At 71.3% G+C, this 14,069-nt stretch carries 11 protein-coding genes; 4 read left to right on the plus strand and 7 right to left on the minus strand.

The features are described 5' to 3' along the window. The 4 genes from AOK11_RS04770 to pcaH form a co-directional block, all read right to left on the minus strand. Positions 1-674: alpha/beta fold hydrolase (locus tag AOK11_RS04770; RefSeq protein WP_157869282.1), on the minus strand; the 674-nt coding region annotated here is incomplete at its 3' end. Next, the gene (gene pcaB, locus AOK11_RS04775) at positions 671-2,047 is read right to left on the minus strand and encodes a 3-carboxy-cis,cis-muconate cycloisomerase (protein WP_055592367.1); all 1,377 of its coding nucleotides are present in this window, start codon (positions 2,045-2,047) and stop codon (positions 671-673) included. The genes pcaB and AOK11_RS04770, both read right to left, overlap by 4 nt. Continuing rightward, on the minus strand, positions 2,044-2,649 hold the full coding sequence (gene pcaG, locus AOK11_RS04780) for a protocatechuate 3,4-dioxygenase subunit alpha (RefSeq protein WP_055592368.1): 606 nt from the start codon (positions 2,647-2,649) through the stop codon (positions 2,044-2,046). The genes pcaB and pcaG overlap by 4 nt, the downstream gene beginning before the upstream one ends. A gap of 5 nt (positions 2,650-2,654) precedes the next feature. Further along, the gene (gene pcaH, locus AOK11_RS04785) at positions 2,655-3,434 is read right to left on the minus strand and encodes a protocatechuate 3,4-dioxygenase subunit beta (protein WP_240497219.1); all 780 of its coding nucleotides are present in this window, start codon (positions 3,432-3,434) and stop codon (positions 2,655-2,657) included. Between the two features lie 321 nt (positions 3,435-3,755). Here pcaH and AOK11_RS04790 point away from each other — a divergent pair, with 321 nt between their 5' ends. Continuing rightward, the gene (locus tag AOK11_RS04790) at positions 3,756-4,217 is read left to right on the plus strand and encodes a MarR family winged helix-turn-helix transcriptional regulator (protein ID WP_055592370.1); all 462 of its coding nucleotides are present in this window, start codon (positions 3,756-3,758) and stop codon (positions 4,215-4,217) included. Here AOK11_RS04790 and AOK11_RS04795 read toward each other — a convergent pair whose 3' ends face one another. Next, a complete protein-coding gene (locus AOK11_RS04795) occupies positions 4,218-5,231 on the minus strand; it encodes a DUF3048 domain-containing protein (protein ID WP_055592371.1) in 1,014 nt (337 codons plus the stop codon). Positions 5,232-5,467: 236 nt separating this feature from the next. Here AOK11_RS04795 and AOK11_RS04800 point away from each other — a divergent pair, with 236 nt between their 5' ends. Further along, positions 5,468-6,658 carry a zinc-dependent alcohol dehydrogenase gene (locus AOK11_RS04800; protein ID WP_055592372.1) on the plus strand — a complete coding sequence of 397 codons (1,191 nt, stop codon included), beginning with the start codon at positions 5,468-5,470 and terminating at the stop codon, positions 6,656-6,658. A gap of 154 nt (positions 6,659-6,812) precedes the next feature. On the opposite strand, the gene AOK11_RS04805 is transcribed toward AOK11_RS04800, so the two are convergent. Then, the gene (locus tag AOK11_RS04805; RefSeq protein ID WP_055592373.1) at positions 6,813-9,026 is read right to left on the minus strand and encodes an OmpL47-type beta-barrel domain-containing protein; all 2,214 of its coding nucleotides are present in this window, start codon (positions 9,024-9,026) and stop codon (positions 6,813-6,815) included. 8 nt (positions 9,027-9,034) lie between these two features. Beyond that, entirely contained in the window at positions 9,035-11,536 is a 2,502-nt protein-coding gene (locus tag AOK11_RS04810) for a ThuA domain-containing protein (protein WP_079034635.1), read from the minus strand. Between the two features lie 259 nt (positions 11,537-11,795). Between AOK11_RS04810 and AOK11_RS04815 the strand changes: the two genes are divergently transcribed. Together AOK11_RS04815 and AOK11_RS04820 are read left to right on the plus strand one after the other, a co-directional pair. Continuing rightward, positions 11,796-12,797, plus strand: coding sequence for a multicopper oxidase domain-containing protein (locus AOK11_RS04815; RefSeq protein ID WP_055592375.1), 1,002 nt, complete (start codon positions 11,796-11,798; stop codon positions 12,795-12,797). Between the two features lie 132 nt (positions 12,798-12,929). Beyond that, positions 12,930-14,069, plus strand: a 1,140-nt coding sequence (locus AOK11_RS04820; RefSeq protein ID WP_079034636.1) for a substrate-binding domain-containing protein, incomplete at its 3' end; no start/stop codon positions are given.

Genomic DNA, 14,069 nt, shown 5'->3' on the forward strand with positions numbered 1-14,069 from the left:
GGATCCGGCGACGCCCCCGGCACCGCGTCGGCGATCTCGCGCAGATGCGCCGGGGGCGTCGCCGGATCCTCCCGGCCGGCCACCAGCAGCGTCGGCGCCCCGATGTGTGCGAGGCGGTCCCGCAGGTCGAACGCGGCCAGCGCGTCGCAGCAGGCGGCGTACGCCCCGGGATCGGCGTCCCGGTGGTCACGGACCAGCTCCGGCACCGTGAAACCGGGCGTGAACCAGCGGGAGTCCGCGCTCTGCGCAAGCCCCGCGAGGCCCTCGCTCCGCACCAGCGCCGCCCGCTCCTCCCACGTCTTCGCGCCGTTGAAGTGCGCCGAGGAGCAGATCACGGCCAGCGACGACACCCGCTGCGGATACCGCACGGCCAGCTCCAGCCCCACCGCGCCGCCCAGCGACACCCCCGCGTAGGCGAACCGCTCGATGTCGAGGGCGTCGGCGAGCGCGATCACCAGATCCGCCAGATCACCGACGGTCGCGCCGGGACCGATCAGCCCGGCCGACGAACCGCCGTGCCCCGGCAGGTCCCAGCGGACCACCCGGTGCGCGGCCGACAACTCGGGCGCCACCTTGTCCCACAGGGCGTACGACGTGCCCAGCGAAGGGCCGAGCAGCAGCGGGGGAGCGGAACCGGAACCTTCGGTACGGTGGTTGAGGAGAGTGTCGGTCACGAGCGCTCCAGTGCACGGTCGGTGAGAAGTCCGGCGGAGCCGGTGTAACGGGCGGGGTCGGTCGCTGCGGTGAGGTCGAAGCGCTTCCACTCCGGGCGCTCGGCCAACTCCGGCTCCTTCGCGAGCAGTTCATCGAGCATGTCGCCGAGCAGCGCTCCGAGGTCGCGGCCCTCCGCGTACGCGCGCCGCGCCAGGCCGGTGAGCAGTTCCTTCGCCCGGCCGCGCCCGAGGAGGGGTGCCAGCTCGGCGGACAGCCGCTCGGAGACGATCAACCCATGGGTCAGGCCGAGGTGTTCGCGCATCACGTCCGCGTGCACCCGCAGTCCACCGGTGAGTTCGGCGGCGTCCCGGGCCGCGCCGCCGGCCAGGCGCAGCAGCTCCCGCAGCGGCTCCCACTCGGCGTGCCAGGCCCCGGCCGGCCGTTCGTCCTCGGCCGTCAGCGAGCCGTACAGCGTGGCCGCGAGCTGCGGTGCCTGCCGGGCCGCCGCCGCGATCAGCGTCGAACGCACCGGGTTGGCCTTGTGCGGCATGGCCGAGGACCCGCCGCCGCTGCCCTCGGCGACCTCCGCGATCTCGGTGCGGGAGTACGTGAGCACGTCCGCGGCGAGCTTGCCCAGGGCCCCGGCGGTGAAGGCGAGAGCGCCGGCGAGATCGGCGACCGGTGTGCGCAGCGTGTGCCAGGGGAGAGCGGGCGGGCACAGTCCGAGCTCCCGGGCGTAGAGCGCGGGAAGCCCGGTCGGGTCCGTCGCCCCGTACGCCGTGAACGCGGCCAGCGTCCCGGCCGCACCGCCGAGCTGGGCGGGGAGCGAGACGCGTACGGCCGTTGTCCGGTCGCGGGCGTCGAGCACGAGGGAGCGCCACCCGGCGGCCTTCAGCCCGAACGTTGTCGGCACCGCGTGCTGGGTCAGCGTGCGCCCCGGCAGCACCGTGTCGCGGTGCTCGGCGGCGAGGCCGGACAGCGCCCGCTGGGCGCGGTCGAGGTCGTCGAGGAGCGGGCCGAGGGCGCGGTGGGCCACCAGCATCAGAGCGGTGTCCATGATGTCCTGGCTGGTCGCCCCCCGGTGCACATAGGAGCCGTGGGGCTCACCCACCGCCCGGGTCAGATCCGCGACCAGCGGGATCACCGGGTTCCCGCCGTCCCGCGCCCGCTCGGCGAGGGAGACGAGGTCGAAGCGCCCGGGGTAGGCGGCCGCCTCCGTGACCGCCGCCGCCGCCTCGGCGGGGGCGAACCCGGCCGCCGCCTGCGCCCGGGTCAGCGCGGCCTCCGCGTCGAGCAGCGCCCGCAGGACGGCGCCGTCCCCGGCCTCGGCGGCGGCCGGGGAACCGGCCCACCCGGGGGAGAGCAGGCCGGTGCCGGCATCGGACGATGTCACCGGAACTCCAGGAAGACCGTTTCGCCCTCGCCCTGGAGGCGGACGTCGAAACGGTAGGTCCCCCGCCCCTCGTCCGCCGCGATCAGCGTGGCGCGGCGCTCTGTGTCGAGCCGGGACAGCAGCGGGTCCGCCGCGAGCGCGGCCTCGTCGTCCGGCAGGTGGATCCGGGTGAACAGATGCGTCAGCAGGCCCCGCGCGAACACGCACAGACTGAGGTACGGCGCGTTTCGCCCCCGGGCCCCCGGCCGCAGCGTGCGCACGTACCAGTGGCCGTCGGCGTCGGTCTGGATCCGGCCGAAGCCGGTGAACTCCACCCCGTTGCGGCCCAGGAAGTCGCCGCTCGCCGGGTCCCGCCGCATCGAACCGTCGGCGGTCGCCAGGTCGCCCTCCGGGTCCGGCCCCCACACCTCCAGCAGCGCGTCCGGCAGCGGGGCGCCCTCGCCGTCGTACACGTAACCGTGCACGGTGACGGTGTCCGGGTGGCCGGCCGGCGCTATGTCCTCACCGCCGCGGAACGGCAGCGCATAGCCGTAGAAGGGGCCGACGGTGTGCGAGGGGGTGGGCAGCACGTTCTCCGGATTGCCCGTGTCGATCTTCGTCATGACGGTCAGCGCCCTTCTTCCGTCCAGGTGGCCCGCGGGCCGTCGAGCACGATGTCCCAGTGGTAGCCGAGGGAGAACTCCGGCACCGACAGACTGTGGTCGTAGGTCGCCACCAGTCGCTGACGGGCCGCGTCGTCGGTCACCGACTGCAGGATCGGGTCGTACGGGAACAGCGGGTCGTTCGGGAAGTACATCTGCGTCACCAGCCGCTGGGTGAAGGCGGTGCCGAAGACGGAGAAGTGGATGTGCGCCGGGCGCCACGCGTTGACGTGGTTGCGCCATGGATACGGTCCCGGCTGGATGGTCGTGAAGCGGTAGAAGCCTTCGCCGTCGGTGAGGGTGCGGCCGGCGCCGGTGAAGTTCGGGTCCAGCGGTGCGTCGTGCTGCTCACGCTGATGGGCGTACCGCCCGGCCGAGTTGGCCTGCCAGACCTCCACCAACTGGCCGCGCACGGGACGGCCGTCCCGGTCCAGCAGCCGCCCGGAGACGGTTATTCGCTCGCCGACGGGCTCGCCGGGGTGCTGCCGGGTGAGGTCGTTGTCGGTCTCGGTGACGTCCCGTTCCCCCCAGGCGGGGGAGGACAGCTCCACCAGCTCGGGGTCCTTGGTCACGTCGACCGCGATCGCCGGCTGCCGGGGGTGGCGCAGCACCGACGAACGGTACGGCCGGTAGTCGCGGCGTGGATGGTGCTCGACCGGGGCACCGTCCGCCACCCGCTTATCGTACGCGGCGTGCTCGGCCGCGATCTCCCGGTCGATGTCGTGCTGGGTGAGAACGTTCGTCACGGAGGCCACCACCTTGTCCATCCGAGGTACCCCATTCCTTCCGGCCCAGTCGGCCGGACGCGCGTCGTCGGTCTGCGTCGCCGGTCCCGAATTAGTCAGGGCACTGAGTATTTTCTTAGTACTTCCTTCACGCTGCCATCGCCGGGCGGGAGCGTCAATACCCCCGTGCGTCCTGCATCGACGTCGTCACGTACCGCAGACGGGGTCGGTACTGCGCGGGTATTGTTCAGTGCACCAACGAATCACACCAACGAATCACACCAACGAACCGCAGCAATGAACCGCGGCAGTGGACCGCGGCATCGGCAGTGAGGGGCGTACATGGCCGCGGTGGACCTCAGCACCCATCCCGGGCACCTGGCCCGGCGGCTCCAGCAGGCGCACCACCTGCTGTGGAACACGATGGTCTCCGAGGAGATCACCTCCCCGCAGTTCGCGGTCCTCAACGCGCTCGTCGCCGAGCCGGGGCTGGACCAGCGCACCGTGGGGGAGCGGGTCGGGCTGGACCGGTCCACCATCGCGGAGGTGATCGGCCGGCTCATCCGGCGGGAACTGCTCGACAAGGTCCGTGACCCGCAGGACGGCCGCCGCTTCCTGCTCCGGCTCACGGACGACGGCCTGCGCACCCATCGCAAGCTGGCGGTGCGCACCGCCCGGATGAACCAGGTCTTCCTGGGCCCGCTGGACGCCGGCGAGCAGGCCGCGTTCTTCGCGTTGATCCGGCGGGTGGCGGACGCGGCCGAGGGGCTGCGCCGCCCCGGCGAGCCGGCCGCCCCGCGCTGATCAGGCGGCCTCCGCGTAGACCACCCACACCTGCCCCTGCGCGAAGTTCACCTCGGTGCCGTCGTCCGTCGTGAACGCGGTGCCGTCCGAGGCGTCCGGGCGGCTCCAGCGGACGTCGTGGGCGCGTCCGTCGCGCAGCACGGTGGCCTTCCCGGAGCCCACCGTCTCGGTGTACGGCGTGTTGTTGCCGCGGGAGTCGTGGTAGTCGGACGGGCGGACGGTCACGTACTGCACGACGACGGTCGCGGGCGCCACCGGCTCGCCCCGCGCGGTGAGCGTGGGGGTGCCGTCCATGGAGACGAGCCAGCGGCCGTGGGCGTCGGACCAGCTGAAGGTGAACCGGGCCGCCGGATAGCGCACCGTGCGCGTGCCCGTGGGTTCGCCGCCCGGGGGCGGCGGGCCCTGGCGGAAGCCGGTGGTCAGCGAGGCCCGGCCGGGCGGGCCGTCCATGAGCCGCCGGGGCTGGAGGAAGAGGTTGTGCGGGGCGGACCGCGTGGTGCCCCGGACGTAGACGCCCGCCTCCGTGCCGGACGTCGCGGGCGTCAGGGGCTCCAACGGCGCCCGGTCGATCAGCGGCAGCAGTCTGCCCTGTGCCCCGGAGAACGCCAGGATCGGCCGGTCGAACTGGCGCAGCAGTTCCAGGTCGGCCTCCCGGACGCTGCGCACCGGCCCGACGGACTCGGGCAGCCGGGTGGCGTAGACCGCCATCAGTCGGCTCAGACCGCCCTCGACCTGCTCGACGTACACCACGTCCGCCGACTCCAGGCCCGTCTGGGGGCGGGCCGCGGAGGCGTTGTCGATCTTCACCGCGAGGACCGGCGGGCGGTCGTCCGCGTGGGTCTCGTCCGTCCCGGCCGGGCGTGAGGTGCGCGACGCCCCGCGTCCGTCGTCCCCCGGACCGTTCGATGCCGTGCAGCCCGCCGCCAGACCGGCTGTCAACAGCGTCGCCAGCAGCGCTCTCGCCGTCGCGTCGCGTCGTGCGCGTGCTCTTCGTCCCGTGCCCACCGTCGCCACTCTGCCTGCCCCACATCATCGGTTGTCTTGATTGTGCGCTTTTCCGATCGTCGGTGGCCATCGGTGATCGGTGGTGTTCCCGCGCGGGGGCTTCCGCCGATCGGCCCAGTGGAGAGCGGTTCGGCAGGGGCCGCCCGGGTACCCGGAGCGCTCGCCGTACGCACGGCCGGCAGCACGCACCGCGGCAGACCGTACGGACGGCGCACCGGCCACTACGACGTAGGGAGCAGGCGGCGATGAGGGCAGTGACCTGGCAGGGAAAGCGGGACGTTCGCGTGGAGGAGGTGCCCGACCCGCGGATCGAGGAACCGACGGACGCCGTCATCCGCGTCACGTCCACCGGACTGTGCGGCTCCGACCTGCACCTCTACGAGGTGCTCACCCCCTTCATGACCCCGGGCGACATCCTCGGCCACGAGCCCATGGGCATCGTCGAGGAGGTCGGCGCCGGAGTACCGGACCTCCAGGCCGGTGACCGTGTCGTCGTGCCCTTCCAGATCGCCTGCGGCAACTGCTGGATGTGCCTCACGGGCCTGCCCACCCAGTGCGAGACCACCCAGGTCAGCGCCGAGGGCATGGGCGCGGCCCTGTTCGGCTACACCCGCCTCTACGGCGCGGTCCCGGGCGGTCAGGCCGAGTACCTGCGGGTCCCGCAGGCCCAGTACGGCCCGATCAAGGTCCCCGAGGGGCCGCCCGACGACCGGTTCGTCTACCTCTCCGACGTCCTGCCCACCGCCTGGCAGGCGGTGGCCTACGCCGACATCCCCAAGGGCGGCAGCATCGCCGTGCTCGGCCTCGGTCCCATCGGCGACATGGCCTGCCGGATCGCCCGGCTCAAGGGCGCCGACCGGGTCTTCGGCGTGGACCTGGTCCCCGAACGGCTGCGCCGGGCGCAGGAACGGGGCGTGGAAACCTTCGACCTGCGCTCCTTCGACGACGAGAAGGAGCTGGTCACCGCGATCCGCGACCGGACCGACGGCCGCGGCCCCGACGCCGTGATCGACGCCGTCGGCACCGAGGCGCACGGCAGCGCGGTGGCCCGCCTGGTGCAGAACACCGCGGCGCTGCTGCCCCGGAAACTCAGCGGCCCCCTGGCCGAACGCTTCAGCGTCGACCGGCTCGCCGCCCTGCACACCGCGATCGACCTGGTGCGCCGCGGCGGCACCGTCTCGGTGTCCGGCGTCTACGGCGGCTCGGCGGACCCCATGCCCCTGCTCACCATGTTCGACAAGCAGATACAGATGCGCATGGGGCAGGCGAACGTGCGCCGCTGGAGCGACGAGATCATCCCCCACCTCACGGACGACGACCCCCTCGGCGTGGAGGACTTCGCCACCCACCGCCTGCCGCTGTCGGACGCGCCCCACGCCTACGACATGTTCCAGCACAAGCGGGACGGCGCGGTCAAGGTCCTCATGCAGCCGTGAGCCGGCCGGGTACGGCCGCGCCGGGCCGGGAAGCCCGAAACCGCGGCTTCCCGGCCCGGCGCGGCGATTCGCCTTCGCGGGGGAACTCAGCCCTGTGTCACGGCAGTTCGCGTCACAGCAGGGTTTTCACAGCAGGGTTTTCACAGCAGGGTTCTCACGGCAGCTCCTTGATCCGGACGTCCCGGTACGAGACCACGTCCGTCGTGCCGTGCACCTGGAGGCCGATGTAACCGGAGGCGAACCGCCGCCCGTCCGTGCCCGGGTCGTCCGAGCGCGGCGGGGTGAAGTCCTGACCGCCGGTGTTGTCGAACTCGTTGATCAGCACGCCGTTGCGGAGGACCGAGTAGTGCTGGCCCTCCACCCGGATCTCGTAGTCGTTCCAGGTGCCCTTCTGGGTCACACCCGCACCGGCCAGCCCCACCCGGTCGAAGCCGTAGACCGAACCGGTCTTGTACATGTCGCCGGTGGGCGAGTCGAACACCTGGACCTCGTGCCCGTACTTGATGGCGGCCCACTCCGGCCGGGTCTCCTCCGGGTGGTCGTGGACCTGCGGGAACCGCACGAACACGCCGGAGTTGGCGTTCCCGGTCCCCGGGGCGTCGTCACGCCACTGCAGCTTCAGCGAGAAGTCGCCGTACTTGCGCTCGGGGAACCACAGCATGCCGAGCCCGGACTTCGTGGTGCCCGACGTGATCGATCCGTCCGGGTTCAGTGCGAACGAACCACCGCCCACCTGCTGCCACTTGGCGAACGCCGCCGCGCTGCCGTCGAGGATCTTGCGGTAGCCGTCGGTCTGGCCCGGCTCGCCGATCCCGGACTGGCGGGCCGCCTGGTTGACGGCCCGGTACTCGCGCTGGTCGACGACGCCTTCCTTCCTGAGCTTGTCCAGCACGCTCTTCACGTGCTTCAGGAACAGGGCGCTGGACGTCCACTCCTTCTCGTCCTCGATCAACTCGCCGATCCGGCACCGGTTGTTGGTGACCCGGTTGGGCACACCCGAGTCGACCTCGCCGACGATCACCGTCAGCCGCTCGTCGTACTCCGGACAGGGCGGCGCGGGGACCTGGCCGGTCACGACGGTGAAGCTCACCGTGAGCGGCGCGGAGGTGTTGCCCGCCTTGTCGCTCGCCCGGTACGCCACGGTGTGCCGGCCCGCACGGTCGACGACCACGGGCTGCGTGTACGCCAGGTAGGGCCCGCCGTCGAGCGAGTACTCGATGCCGGCGACGCCGGAACCGTGCGCGTCGGTGGCGCTGACGGTCACCTTCGCGCTGCCGACGTACGCGCCGTCGGAGTTCTTCGAACCCTCGACGTTCACGCCCGTCACCGGCGGGGTGGTGTCCTGCGGGGGTGCGGCGACGACGGTGAACCCGACGCTCTTGACCGCCGAGACGTTGCCCGCCTTGTCGGTGGCGCGGTAGCGCACCGTGTGTGTGCCGACCTGATGCACCATCACCGGTCCGCCGTACGTCTGCCAGGCGCCGGAACCGACCGCGTACTCGATGGTGTTGACACCGGATCCCGTGTCGGAGGCGCTGACGGTGACGGTCGCCATGTCGATGTAGGCGCCGTCGGGGTTCTTCTCGCCGGCCACCGTCGCCGAGGTCTCCGGGGCGGTGGTGTCGTCCGACTGCGGGGCGACGACGGCGAACTCGACGCTCTTGACCGCCGAGACGTTGCCCGCCTTGTCCAGGGCGCGGTAGCGCACCGTGTGCGTGCCGACCTGGTCGACGACCACCGGTGCGGTGTACGGCTGCCAGGCGCCGTCGGCGCCGATCGCGTACTCGATCCGGTCGACGCCCGAGCCCTCGTCGGTGGCCTCGACGGCGACGCTCGCCGAACCGACGTACGCGCCCTCGGTGTTCTGCGTGCCGGTCACCTCGGCCGTCGCCTCGGGCGCCGTGGTGTCCTCCCCGCTGCCCTCGGTCACCACCAGGATGCCCTGCATCGCCCCGTGACCGGGGATCGTGCAGTGGTAGAAGTAGCGGCCCGGCGTGAGCGTGACCTCGGCGGTGTGCCGGCCGCCCTGGGCGTCACCGGGATTGGCGAGGATGTTCAGCTGGACGTCGTTGTTGAACTCCGGGTCCGACGTGGCGAACGTCAGCGTGTGCGGCATACCGGTGGTGTTGCCGGTGGCCGCACTGTTCTCGAAGACGATCGTCGCCGTTCCGGCCACCGCGGTCGCCGGTGCGGAGAGGTACTTGTCGATGTCGTTGCCCGCGGTCCAGGTGAGCACCTGGTCCGCCGCGGCCCCGGCCTTCCCCGTCTGCCCGGCCTCCGGTTCACCGGCGGTGGAGACGGTCTGCAGGCCGAACACCACGAGGAGGGCGGCCAGCAGGGCGGCCCAGACTCTTCGTTGCCCGCGCATCACTGGTTTCACTCTGCCTTCCTCGCCAGCAGGCCGGCGGCCGGGGTCGGGCCGCCGCCCGTGTAGGTGACCCGCCACAGGGCGGACTTGGAGTCCGAGGTGAAGAAGCCGCGGCCGTAGTCGAGGACGTACAGCGCGCCGTCCGGACCGAACTTCCAGTCCATCAGGTTCTTGATGCCGTCGTTGCCGACCGGCACGATCTTCTTCAGCGACTCCGCGTGCACCGGCAGTCCGCCGTCGCCCTGCGTCTTCGGGTTCATGATCACCGCGTTGCGCGGCTGGTCGGCGTCGTAGAAGTCGCCGACGAACCACTTGCCGTCCCAGTAGGAAGGCCACTTGACGGCACTGTCGCTCGCCTCGTCGAAACGGTAGACGGGCCCGTTCATCGCGGCCTGGCCGCCGCCCTTGAGCCAGGGAAGCCGGTAGGTGGCCTCGTCCTGCTTGTAGGAGGGGACACCGTTCGCGTTCCGGGGGAAGTCCGGGCCGCCGCCCTGCGGCGAGTACCAGATGTTGTTGCCGGTCACCGGCGGCAGATTGACCAGGCCGTCGTTGTTCGGCGACTCGTTCTTCGGGTGGTCGCAGTCGTACCAGCCCAGCGGCTGCGACGGGTCGGGCAGGTTGCGGTCCCGGTAGGGCTGCTTGTTGCCCATGCAGTACGGCCAGCCGCGGTTGGACGCCTTCGTGATCACGGCGAAGGTGTCGTACTTGGCCGGGCCCCAGGTCGTCGACGGCTGACCGGCGTCCGGGCCGACCCAGCCGGCGTAGAGCACGTCGGTCCGCGGGTCGACGGAGATGCGCGCCGGGTTACGCACACCCATCACGTAGATCTCGCCGCGCGTCTTGCCGCCGCCCTCGGCGCTCTCCTCACCGGTGAACAGGTTTCCCTCGGGGAGGGTGTACGTGCCGTCCGGCTCCGGGTGGATGCGCAGGATCTTGCCGTTGAGGTTGTTGGTGTTGCCGGACGTGCGGCGCGCGTCCGCGAAGGAGACGCCCTTGTAGTTCGGCTCGGGGTTGTTGCCCGAGTAACCACCGCTGAAGCCGCTGGAGTTGTTGTCACCGGTGGCGATGTACAGGTTGCCCTTGGAGTCCCAGGCCAGCCCGCCGCCCGAGTGGCAGCAACTGTGGATCTGTACCGGCCAGTCGAGCAGGACCTTCTCGCTGGCCAGGTCCAGCTTGCCGGTGGACTCGTCGAACGTGAAGCGCGAGACCCGCCGGTCGGCCATGCGCTTGTCGCGGTCGATCTCCGAGTGGGGCGTGTAGTGCAGGTACACCCACCCGTTCCGCTCGAACCGCGGGTCCAGTTCGATGCCGAGCAGGCCCTCCTCGACCTTGACCAGTTCGTCGCCGCCGCCCTTGTTGCCGAAGACGGTGAGTGCGCCGGCGAGCGTGACCTTCTTGGTCTTGGGGTCGTAGACGTGGATCTCGCCGGTGCCCTTGCCGATGTTCGGATTGTTCCAGTCGGTGATCACGGGCCGTGAGGAGTCGGCGCCGCCGCGGCCGATGTAGAAGACGCGGCCGTCGGGCGCGGTGACCAGTCCGTGCGGCTCGCCGATCTGGTCGTTCTGCCCCGGCTGGTTGGGCTGGGTCAGCCGCTCCGCCTTGTAGTTGCCGTTGATGGCCGTTTTGCAGTCGGCCTGCACCAGCCGGCTGGTCCACAGCAGCGCGCCGCGCAGGTGGTCGCGGAAGTCGGTCTCGTCGTACGACGACGCCGTGCCGCCCATCCCGGTGTAGAAGGACCGTCCGCCGTCGTAGTCGCGGCACCAGCTCACGGGGTGGTCCGCGCCGTTGGCGCCCGCCCCGGGCCGGTAGGTCGACTCGCGGACCCTGGCGACGGTGTGCACCTCGCCGGACGGGTTCCGCTCCCAGTTCAGCCACTTGTCCGGCCGCTTCCACTCCTGCGGCAGGCTCTTGGTCGCCGGGTGCTGCCGGTCGCCGACCTCGACGGTCGCCCGCTGGACGTCCGCCGGGCCGGACGCGGCCGGGCGGGCCCCGATGAGACCGGTGAACCAGTCCGAGTACGGCTCCGCGCGGGCCGCGTCATGGATGCCGACGAACCCGCCGCCGGCCTCCATGTAGGCCTCCAGGCCCGCCTCCTGCGCCGGGTCGAGGACGTCCCCGCCGCCGGTGAGGAAGACGACCGCGTTGAAGCGGCTCAGCCTGGTGTCGTTGGTGAACACCGAGGCGTTGTCCGTCGCCGTGACCTGGAACCGCTGGTTCTCCGGACCGGACAGCCCGATTTTCTCGATCGCCTCGATCCCGGCGTTCACCAGCGGCGACTCGTCGCCGGCCGCGGCGGAACCGTGGAACAGCAGCACCCGTACGTTCGCGCCGCCCGGGGGCGACTTGATCGACATCGTTGTCAGGGCCGGGTCCGGGGCCGGGCGCGCGTTGGCGGCGGGCCCCGACAGCAGTCCGGCGGCGACGACCCCGGCGGCAACGGTCGCCGCCCAGGCCCTTCGCCTCGTTCTGTTCGTTCTCGTGCTTCTCGTGCTCAACCCGTGCAAGCGCATGGGTCCTTGATGCGATGTGAACCGCACGTGGCCACCCACCCCTCCTCGGTCGCAGCAACAGCGTCAAGGAAGCTAGACCTCTTTGCGTCACACGCCAATACCTATGGCCGCAATGAAACGAACTTTGTCCTGAGTGTGGATAAACAGGGGAGCGGCCGCTACGGTTTCTCAGGTTCATGACAGCCACTTCACAGCCGGCGTGCACACGCCTTCCGATGCTCGGCACCATCGAGTCCCGTACCAGTAAGGGGAGTTCGGCATGGACAGACGCGGCTTCAACCGGCGGGTGCTGCTGGGCGGCGCGGTCGCGGCGACATCGTTGTCCCTGGGATCCTCCGAGGCCGTGAGCGCCCCGACCCCGGCAAGGACGGCTCCCGCGGGCGGTGAGGTGAGGCGCGTCAAGCTGTACGCCGAACGCCTCGACGGCGGGAAGATGGGCTATGGACTGGAGAAGGGCAAGGCGTCCGTCCCCGGCCCGCTGATCGAGCTCAACGAGGGCGACACGCTGCACGTGGAGTTCGAGAACACCATGGACGTACCGGTGAGCCTGCACGTCCACGGCCTGGACTACGAGATCTCCAGCGACGGCACCAAGATGAACCGCAGCGACGTCGCACCCGGCGGCACCCGCACCTACACCTGGCGCACCCACAAGCCCGGACGGCGCTCGGACGGCACCTGGCGCTCGGGCAGCGCCGGCTACTGGCACTACCACGACCACGTCGTCGGCACGGAACACGGCACCGGCGGCATCCGCAACGGCCTGTACGGGGCGGTGATCGTGCGGCGCAAGGGAGACGTCCTGCCGGACCGCACGCACACGATCGTCTTCAACGACATGACGATCAACAACAGGCCCGCCCACACCGGCCCCGACCTCGAGGCCACCGTCGGAGACCGTGTCGAGATCGTCATGATCACGCACGGCGAGTACTACCACACCTTCCACATGCACGGTCACCGCTGGGCCGACAACCGTACCGGCATGCTCACCGGACCCGACGACCCGAGCCAGGTCATCGACAACAAGATCGTCGGACCCGCGGACTCCTTCGGTTTCCAGATCATCGCGGGGGAGGGGGTGGGAGCGGGCGCCTGGATGTACCACTGCCACGTCCAGAGCCACTCCGACATGGGCATGACCGGGCTGTTCCTGGTGAAGAAGCCGGACGGCACGATCCCCGGCTACGACCCGCACGCACACGGACACGGCCAAGAGTCCGCCCCGGAGGAGAAGGAGGGCGGGAAGCACGAGCACTGACGGGTCCGGACCTCGGGGCAAGGGATACGGGGGACACGGGCGTACGGCGGGGCACCCCCCGGGGAGAGCGCTCTCACCGCCCGGGGCACCGGGGCTATCCTGATCGGCAGCCGCAGGTGAGGAGTCCCCGACGTGACCGAGACAGTGCCGCGCCCCACCTTGGAGGCCGTGGCCGCGCGGGCCGGGGTCTCACGGGCCACCGTCTCCCGCGTGGTCAACGGGGCCGACGGCGTCACCGAACCCCTGGCCGAGCGGGTCCGGCTGGCGGTGGAGGAGCTCGGCTACGTGCCCAACCAGGCCGCCCGCAGCCTGGTGACGAACCGGCACGACGCCATCGCCGTCGTCGTGGCCGAACCCGAGAGCCGCGTCTTCGCCGACCCCTTCTTCGCCCGCCAGCTGCGCGGCATCAGCAGGGAGCTGACGGCGCACGACAACCAGCTCGTCCTCCTGCTCACCGAGGGCCGCCACGACCACGCCCGCGTCGCCCGTTACCTGGCCGGCGGCCATGTCGACGGCGCGCTGGTCTTCTCCCTGCACCTCGACGACCCGCTGCCCGAGCTGATCCAGCGCGCGGGGGTCCCGGTCGTGTTCGGCGGCCGGCCCGACTGGTCCGGCGGCCGGAACGGCGTCGTCTACGTCGACAGCGACAACCGCGGCGGCGCCCGCGACGCCGTACGGCACCTGCTCGGCCTCGGCCGCGGCCGCGTCGCGCACATCACCGGCGCCCTGGACCAGACCTCGGCCGTGGACCGGCTGGACGGCTACCGGGACGCCATGGCCGACGCCGATCCGCGGCTCGTCGCGGAGGGCGACTTCACCCTGGCCGGCGGCGAGCGGGCGATGCGGGAGCTGCTGGAGAGCTGCCCCGGCCTGGACGCCGTGTTCGCCGCCAACGATCTCACGGCGGTGGGCGCGCTGCGGGTGCTGCGCGAGCACGGGCGGCGGGTGCCGGACGACGTGGCGGTGGTCGGCTTCGACGACTTTCCGCTCGCACAGCACACCGATCCGAAGCTGACGACGGTGGCCGAGGTGACGGCCGAACTGGCCGAGCTCGAGGACCCGAAGGCACGCGAGGTGAACGAGAGACACGGTGACGATCACGGTGTGAACCTCGGCAAGCTGCGTGCGCTCGCGAAGCGGCTGAGGACGCAGCAGGAACTCGCCCGCGAGCTCTGGGAGACGGGCGACACCGCGGCGCGACTGCTGGCGATCCTGATCTGCCGCCCGAAGGTGTTCGAACGTGACGAGTTGGACGTCATGGTTCGCGGTGCG

It is taken from the genome of Streptomyces hirsutus, assembly GCF_001418415.1.
Lineage (GTDB): Bacteria > Actinomycetota > Actinomycetes > Streptomycetales > Streptomycetaceae > Streptomyces > Streptomyces hirsutus.

Excerpts from the sequence above, each read along its gene's own strand:
- pcaG (WP_055592368.1), bottom strand. The coding sequence starts at position 2,649 with ATGACGAAGATCGACACGGGCAATCCGGAGAACGTGCTGCCCACCCCC.
- AOK11_RS04790 (WP_055592370.1), top strand. The coding sequence starts at position 3,756 with ATGGCCGCGGTGGACCTCAGCACCCATCCCGGGCACCTGGCCCGGCGG.
- AOK11_RS04800 (WP_055592372.1), top strand. The coding sequence starts at position 5,468 with ATGAGGGCAGTGACCTGGCAGGGAAAGCGGGACGTTCGCGTGGAGGAG.
- AOK11_RS04805 (WP_055592373.1), bottom strand. The coding sequence starts at position 9,026 with ATGCGCGGGCAACGAAGAGTCTGGGCCGCCCTGCTGGCCGCCCTCCTC.
- AOK11_RS04810 (WP_079034635.1), bottom strand. The coding sequence starts at position 11,536 with ATGCGCTTGCACGGGTTGAGCACGAGAAGCACGAGAACGAACAGAACG.
- AOK11_RS04815 (WP_055592375.1), top strand. The coding sequence starts at position 11,796 with ATGGACAGACGCGGCTTCAACCGGCGGGTGCTGCTGGGCGGCGCGGTC.